Origin of the sequence: Pseudoxanthomonas mexicana (assembly GCF_010093385.1) — a bacterium.
Lineage (GTDB): Bacteria > Pseudomonadota > Gammaproteobacteria > Xanthomonadales > Xanthomonadaceae > Pseudoxanthomonas_A > Pseudoxanthomonas_A mexicana.
Genome location: NZ_PDWV01000090.1, coordinates 1 through 7,212, shown reverse-complemented (window position 1 = coordinate 7,212; position 7,212 = coordinate 1). Strand labels below are relative to the sequence as shown.

The 7,212-nt window shown below is 59.3% G+C and carries 6 protein-coding genes; 2 read left to right on the top strand and 4 right to left on the bottom strand.

All coding sequences use genetic code 11. The annotated features are described in order from the left end of the window. Positions 1–18: 18 nt before the first annotated feature. Positions 19–312, bottom strand: a complete 294-nt coding sequence (locus CSC76_RS18445) for a hypothetical protein (RefSeq protein WP_162111417.1) — start codon at positions 310–312, stop codon at positions 19–21. A gap of 140 nt (positions 313–452) precedes the next feature. Beyond that, the gene (locus CSC76_RS18440; RefSeq protein WP_162111416.1) at positions 453–2,933 is read right to left on the bottom strand and encodes an SIR2 family protein; all 2,481 of its coding nucleotides are present in this window, start codon (positions 2,931–2,933) and stop codon (positions 453–455) included. A 331-nt stretch (positions 2,934–3,264) separates the two neighbouring features. Here CSC76_RS18440 and CSC76_RS18435 point away from each other — a divergent pair, with 331 nt between their 5' ends. Continuing rightward, positions 3,265–3,795 (top strand): REP-associated tyrosine transposase, encoded by a 531-nt coding sequence (locus CSC76_RS18435; RefSeq protein WP_162111415.1) that lies wholly within the window; start codon positions 3,265–3,267, stop codon positions 3,793–3,795. Positions 3,796–4,460: 665 nt separating this feature from the next. Next, positions 4,461–5,300, top strand: a complete 840-nt coding sequence (locus tag CSC76_RS18430; protein ID WP_202923571.1) for an amidohydrolase family protein — start codon at positions 4,461–4,463, stop codon at positions 5,298–5,300. Between the two features lie 3 nt (positions 5,301–5,303). On the opposite strand, the gene CSC76_RS18425 is transcribed toward CSC76_RS18430, so the two are convergent. Then, the gene (locus CSC76_RS18425; RefSeq protein WP_162111414.1) at positions 5,304–6,272 is read right to left on the bottom strand and encodes a hypothetical protein; all 969 of its coding nucleotides are present in this window, start codon (positions 6,270–6,272) and stop codon (positions 5,304–5,306) included. A 185-nt stretch (positions 6,273–6,457) separates the two neighbouring features. Beyond that, the coding region (locus tag CSC76_RS18420; protein WP_162111413.1) for a DUF2306 domain-containing protein at positions 6,458–7,212 on the bottom strand (755 nt) is incomplete at its 5' end.

Here is a 7,212-nt window from a genome sequence, read left to right as displayed (position 1 = left end):
TCGTGGGCTCTGTGATGTTTATAAGAGACAGGCGCTGGGGTTCCGGGCGCCGGTCGGGGGCACGGGCGGTTGGGTGTCGTCCTGGGTGGCGTCGCCCAGGAAGTCGACCTTGACGCGGGCGCCGCCGCTGCTGCTGCTCTCGGTCTGGGCCAGTTCCAGCTTGGAGGAGTACAGCAGGGCCAGCACGAACAGCAGGTGCACCAGCAGGCTCACCAGCGAGGCGATGCTGCGCTCGTTCCGTTTGATGTAGCGGTCTTCCCTGTCCAGCGGACTCAGCGACGCCGCGCGCGTGCGGCTTGGGGCGTCGCTCATGTGGGGATGGGGGTGGGGGCGTCAGGGACGGCAGATTTCATCAAAGACTCAGTAAATCAAATCGACATCAAAGATTGAATGCCGATCTCGCCACCAATTATGGCGAGATCGGAAGAAGAAATAATTGGTGCGATGTGGCTTCAGCCATTCTTTCGCGAATTTGCAATCTCATCAACAATGGCAACTAGCTGCTCCCGGATCTGATTCGACCTACTAACTTCAAGAAATGGAAGCTCATTGCTTAGAACCGCTCTATGAATGTCAGAAATTGCACTCTTGCATGCTTGCTCGAAAGCAGCTCTGTTTCCTTTTGATAGCTTTCCATACTGGGCATTATAAAACGTCGGGTATCTTGCGTACTGCCAAAACTTATGTAGGTCGCTAGCTACACTTCTAAGCAAATTGTGGGCACTTTCGAAGAGTTTAAATGCCTCGCTTTGATCTTCATGGTTGGCGCCCATTTGGAGCCACATCCGCGCCTGTTGGGTATCAAACTGAGCAGTATGATAGTTGTGTCGAGTGCGGGCCAAGGCGTAGGCCTGATTCAGGTACTTCTGAGCAATGCTGAATTCTTCGAAATTAATCTGGGTCATCGCATACTGCAGCCAAAAATGTGGGTCCCTTGTTAGCCATTCTGAGTGTCTTTTCAGTTCTTCGTAATACCTAACGAGGTTGACTTTCTTATTCTTTTCCGGGAGAAGCCTCTCTATCACAGAGAATCTTAGTAGATTCTTGAATATCAACTGCTTCTCTCTAATGTTTGATCTCTCGCGCTCAAAGGAATCAACGATTCTTAGTAGCCTGTCTACAGCATAGGCAGAACTAAACTGGTTTCTCAGTATGGAGAGCGCGAAAAGGCTTGATTTCGTAGATACTGAACTTCCGTTTATATGAAAAAGTTCTCTGAAACTCTGATTTAGGCGAAGTTCTGGAGAGTAGATGGAGTCGTTAAGAGCGACTTCTGATATAAGGCTTGCTCTGAGTGGGGATCCGACGACCTCAAGCAAGGTTATAGCAAACACTGTCGCTTTATGGTCATTGTTGGCCAGGAGCGTTGTCAAAAGATCAGTAACTCTCCCAAGAATCTGAGGTGATTCAAGCTGGTCAAGAAGCGTTAGCGACAGCTGCCTTCTGTTCTTTGAGGTTATGAGTGCGATTTTTCGCTCGTGCGGAAGGGATGCCTGCTCGCCCCACAAGCCAGCGTTGTCAAATATTGCTACTAGTCGTTCAGCTTCCAAGTCCGAAAGCTGGTCCACCGAGATCTCAGAAAAACTAAGTCCATTTTCGATAAGTGATTTTCTGGTTCTCTCCAGAACTGCGGTTCGCGCCGACAAAACTAGCCTGAGGTGATTGGGTGCGATTGCACAATAATGCTGAACAAGGGGTAGAAAAAGCTCATAATCGTCGATAAAAAGAAAGCATGGGCTGTTCTGCTTCGCCAATATTTCTATGTCAGAAAACTGGAAAGGGTCATTTTCCTCGAGGGAATATACGGGGAACCCTTTCAAGGATAATGATGATTTTAACGTTCTACAAAATATTGATTTTCCATTTCCAAAATCACTTGTTACGACGACGCTTTTTCCGGATTCAAGAATTTTCTCGGCGCCATGAATTTCGTCCCTAATTATTAGTATTGGAGCGCCGTGATCGGAAGTTAGTGAGCTGTCAACTAAAGAGTCGGGAATATCTCCGTAGAGTAGCATCCGATCAACGTCGGAATCTCTGCTGGCAGTGAGGGTTTTCTCAATCTCGTATCTGACAAATAACTTTGGTTCTGTCTCATCTGATGCACGCTTGAACTTTGATAGTGATGAACCAATTATGGCTGCAAATTGCTCGGCGCCAATAGTTAGGACATGCCCGTATCTCTCTAGAATGTATTTCTGCTTCTCTGGCTCATCTTCGCGACAAACAAAATAAGTCTTTTCTTTTAGTTCGGGAGCCTGGAACAGAATCTTTTGAACTTCTATGTCGTATAGCGAATAGCCAACGAACACAATTGCGGATGCGAGCTCTAAATCCCGTTTGAATGGGAATCCCCATTCTGAATTCGCAAAAGATTCCGGCGAAAGATACGATGAGTTGGAAAGCTTGAATGATGTGTTGATCGTATCTGCAGTAAGGCTGCGAATAGATCCATTGATATGTACGCAGATGCCATGTTTCTGCCAATGGTCTCCCGGACTCATTGATACTTCTACGGGCTGAATTACTTTACCCATCTTTTCTGCAGATTTCTCTACAAGAAGATCATAGTTTGTCGTGTAAATTCGACGCCAATCTTGTGATGCTATGGTTATATGGTGTGGCTGGGGTTCTCCAACTGAGAACTGTTCCACTAAGTACTGAACTAACGAGTCAGGGTTGTTTTCATTGAGAAATCTATCTGACGCATATCTCAAGTCGTCATCAGAATCGAAGCCTCCCATTCTTCCTATGTCACGTGCTAAACCAATGGCTGTTGGGAGTTCACTTCCACATACGGCAGGTGCCCGATAGGAGAAGCCAGACCCAGCGAACAGGACGGCTCCGCCCGAAGCAATCCGTCGCAGTAGGTCGTTGTTGTCGATTGCGTGCGGAGCTTTCTTGAAGTCAGCTGGGTTTAGTTTTTTGTCCATTTTTTGAGTTCGGTGGCCCTGATCGGGTTGACAGTAATGAGTTCGGGAAGTAGAGCGCAAGTCCGTAGGCTCTATTGCGGACTCTATCGTGCAGCGAGCCCGAAGATTGGCTTGAACCTGCAAGGAAGCCTTGAGTGTGCCGTCAACCCCTAAGGCGGGCTTGAGCCCGCCCTACGCCTGCCGGCGGTTTCCGGGGTACGGGGGCGTGGGGTGGATGGCGTAGGGTGGGCCTTGGCCCACCGGCGTGTGGCTCGCAGGGTCGGACTTCTCCGACATGCGGGTGCGGTCTGCGGCGACGGTGGTCGGGTGGGCGCTCGCGCACGCTGTGAGCATGTCGAATTACCGCCGCGTATGGGTGCCCGGCGGCACCTATTTCTTCACCGTGAACCTGCTGGAGCTTCGCCGTCGCCTGCTGGTCGAGTATATCGACCTGCTGCGCGATGCATTCCGCGCGGCCAAGGCGACACGGCCGTTCGATCTGCTGGCGATCGTCGTGTTGCGCGACCACCTGCATTGCGTGTGGCGGCTGCCCGAGGGCGACGCCGACAACGCCCACCGCTGGGCGCAGATCAAATCCGGTTTCAGCCGTGCGCTGCCACTCCTCGAACGCCGTTCACCGCGGCGGATCACCCGTCGCGAGCGGGGCATCTGGCAGCGACGTTACTGGGAGCACCTGGTCCGGGATGAAGACGATCTGCGTCGTCACGTCGACTACCTACATATCAATCCCGTGAAGCACGGGCATGCCGCGCGCGCGGTTGATTGGCCGTATTCGTCTTTCCGGCGATGGGTGGCGGCAGGGGTCTATCCGATGGAGTGGGCTGCTGAACCGATGGCGCGGGAGGCGAGGGGAGAGCGGTGAGGGTGGCCGCTGGGGGCGTGGAGCGATGCACAGGACCCGTAAGGCGGGCTTGTGCCCGCCCTACGCCCGCCAGCTGTCAGGGGTCGGTTCGCGTAGGGTGGGCCCTGGCCCACCTGCTTTCGCCTTGCGATGCCTGGAGACCCCCGGCATCCGGCTGCCATGGCCGCCGACGCGCCTCTCTTCTCACACAAACACCCACGCGACACCCGAAAAGGGTCTCGCATGACCCTCCGAGGGTGTTTCTTCTCACAGTAAGGGTCTCTCATCTCTCACTAAGGCCCAACGTTCCACCAAAAAGGGTCTCTCTTCTCTCAGTAAGGCCCAACGTTCGACCAAAAAGGCTCTCTCGTCTCTCACTTAGGTCCAACGTTCCATCAAAAAGATCCTCGCGAGACCCAAAAAGGTCCTCGCGACAGCCGAAAAGGCTCATAACCGGCGGCGCGCATCCCGAGCCCAGCCCCGGGAACCCCGCGCACCGCACCGCCCAGCGCGTCCATCCCCACACCGATACATCCCCAAGACGGGCAGGGCGACCCGGGACGGCGACGAATCCGATCCCGTGCAACCTGATGTCGCAGCCGCGTGGCCGCGGCCCGCCGACGGTCAGAGCCTTCGCCCGCACGCCCATGGCACCATGCGCCCATCCCCTTGTTGTGAGACGACGCATGCTGCGCACGCTGTTCCTGCTGCTTTGCCTGGCCCCGCCCACCGCCCTGGCCGCCACGCCCGTGTTCGACGTGCACGTCCACCTGCGTGACGGCGAAACCTCCCTGCGCGAATACCGCGACAAGGTCCATGCCGCCGGCCTGCAACTGTCCGGCATCGGCGCCATGTGGTTCGGCGGCCCCCCCCAGGCCCGGCAGGGCGACCTGGCCAAGATCCGCGCCGGCAACGACAAGGTGATCGCCCTGGCCGCCGCCCACCCCGACGTCCTGCCCATCGCCACTGTCCACCCCTACGACGGCGACGCCGCCCTGGCCGAACTGGCCCGCGTGGCCGCCGCCGGCGTGAAAGTGCTGAAGATCCACGCCCACACCCAGGGCTTCGACGTGGCCGACCCGCGCGTGGAGGCCCTCGCGCGCCGTGCCGGCGAACTCGGCATCACCGTGCTGATGGACAACGCCACCATCCTGCCCGGCGACAGCGAGAAGCTGTTCAACCTGGTGGTGCGCGTGCCGAAGACGAAGTTCATCCTGGCCCACATCGGCGGCCTGAACTTCCGCTTCTGGAACATCCTGGCCCTGGCCCGCACCGCCGACGGCTTCGGCTTCGACAACCTCTACTTCGACATCTCCGCCACCGTGCTGGTGGTGGCCGATTCCCCGGTGGAAGAGGAATTCCTCTGGACCCTGCGCAACGTGGGCCTGGACCACGTGCTGCTGGGCTCGGACTATCCACAGATCGGCCTGGACACCACCGTGGAGGCGTTCGAGCGCCTGGACCTGACCACCGACGAGAAGGCGAAGATCCGCAGCGGCAATGCGATGAAGCTGTTCGGGCGGTGACGTCTACCCGTTCACCGGTCCTACGCCGCCCCCACCGGGGCGGCCGTGGTCCGACGGTGCCGGGGGCGCGCTGACCGGACACAGGCGGACCAGCAGGTTGAAATCGGTCAGCGCAAAGTCGTGCCCCTTGTAGGGCGGCGAGCGGCCTCGGTTGAACTCGGTCACGGCGGTGTTCATGCCCGCCTGCACTTCATTGCGCAGCTGCCCGGCGATGGCCGGGCCGATGAAGCCATCGAAGAAGCCATCGCAGGCGGCTTCCAGCGCCTTGGCCACCGCCGCCGAACAGCCGCCGGAGAGGATGGCAGACGCCGTGCCAAACGACACCGTGGTGCGCGAGAACCCGTAGCGCGCGCCCACCCGGCCGTCCACAGGGAAGACCTCCAGTCCCAGTTGCATGGCGATGTCGGCGTCGAACCAATGGGGCACGTCGGCCTTCAGCGGAATGTCGACGACGAAACTGTTGATGCCGAAGTCCACGCCGATCTCACTGCCGCGCAGCGTGACCTGGCCCGAGGACGGGAACGCACGCTTCACCTCGGTGCGGATCAGGTCGCGGATCACGTCGATCCGCTGCGGCAACTCGACGCACGCACCGAAGTCGATGCCCAACGTCCCCTGGCCCAGTTGCCGCACCGCCAGCGGGGTCCGTACCACCAGGGTGTAGAGGGTCTCGTTGTAGGGCCGCGCGGGCCGCGTGCCCTGCGCCGGCACGATCTGCTCGCCTTCGCCGAACAGCACCACTTCCACGTGCACGCCGGGCAGGAAGGTGCTGGGCAGGGTGACGTCCCACGCCAGCGTCGACCAGCCCCACGGCGTGCGCGGATTGGGCGCGGCCGCGAACGCGACCAGCACCGCTTCGTTGAGCAGCTGGATGTGGCGGAAGCGCTCCGGATCGATCGGCGGCGGCAGCACTTCGCCGTCGATCGCGGGATTGCCGTGGGTAGTGCCGGGAAAACGGGGACGATCGGCCATGATGCGACTCCTTCGGCGACATGCCGTGCACCCGGACCAACGCCCCACCCGCACCGCGACGGACACCGAACGTCGTACATGCATCGCGTTCACGCCGGCATAACCCTCCCGACCGGTGCGGCGTGCTTTTCCTTCTCCCCGTTGCACGGGGAGAAGGGGACAGCCCGCGCTTCGTTCCTGCGTGCCTACAACACCGGCCACCACATGAAAGCGATCGCCGCCGCGCTGCCTGTCAGGGTGAGCAGCGCGAGCAGCCAGAGCAGGGCGCCCATGGCGATCTTGATGCCCGCGCAGTGCGAACGTTCCGCACTGAAGTACAGCGCCAGCACCGCCATCGGCACCATCCAGCTGCCGAAACTGACCAGGATGAAGGGCGCGCCGGTGTAGTCGATCTTGATGCCCAGCGGCGCCAGGACCAGACCGGTCAGCATGATGCCGATGCGCAGGAACCACACCCCGTTCACCAGCAGGTACGCGCGCAGCGCGTGGCGCCGGTGCGCGGCGAAATCCCTGGCCCGCGCACTGCGCCAGGCCAATAGCGCGAAGACCACGATCAGCAGGCCGTTCAATGAGATCGACAGGTTGCTGGCCGGCCCCAGCTGCGAGCCGCGCACCCAGACCAGATAGAAGCCGGTCAGCGTGACCACCAGCGCCACCGACAGGAACACCCGGCCGTTCCACCGGTGCAGCGTGGGCCAGCGCCGGCGCAGTGCGGGCACCAGCTGCCACGCCCCGGCGAAGGTCACCAGCCCGGCCAGCAGCGCGTGGCCGACGAACTGCAGGTTGCCCATCACATCGCCCGGCACGTAGCCGGTGACGTGAGGCTTGGCGTTCAGCGGTGCCAGATCGCCGTCCAGCACCGGCCCGCCGAAGAACAGCACGATGAAGGCCACGAACGCCCACTGCCCCAGGGTGGCGGCGATGAACCAGGCGGTGGCGC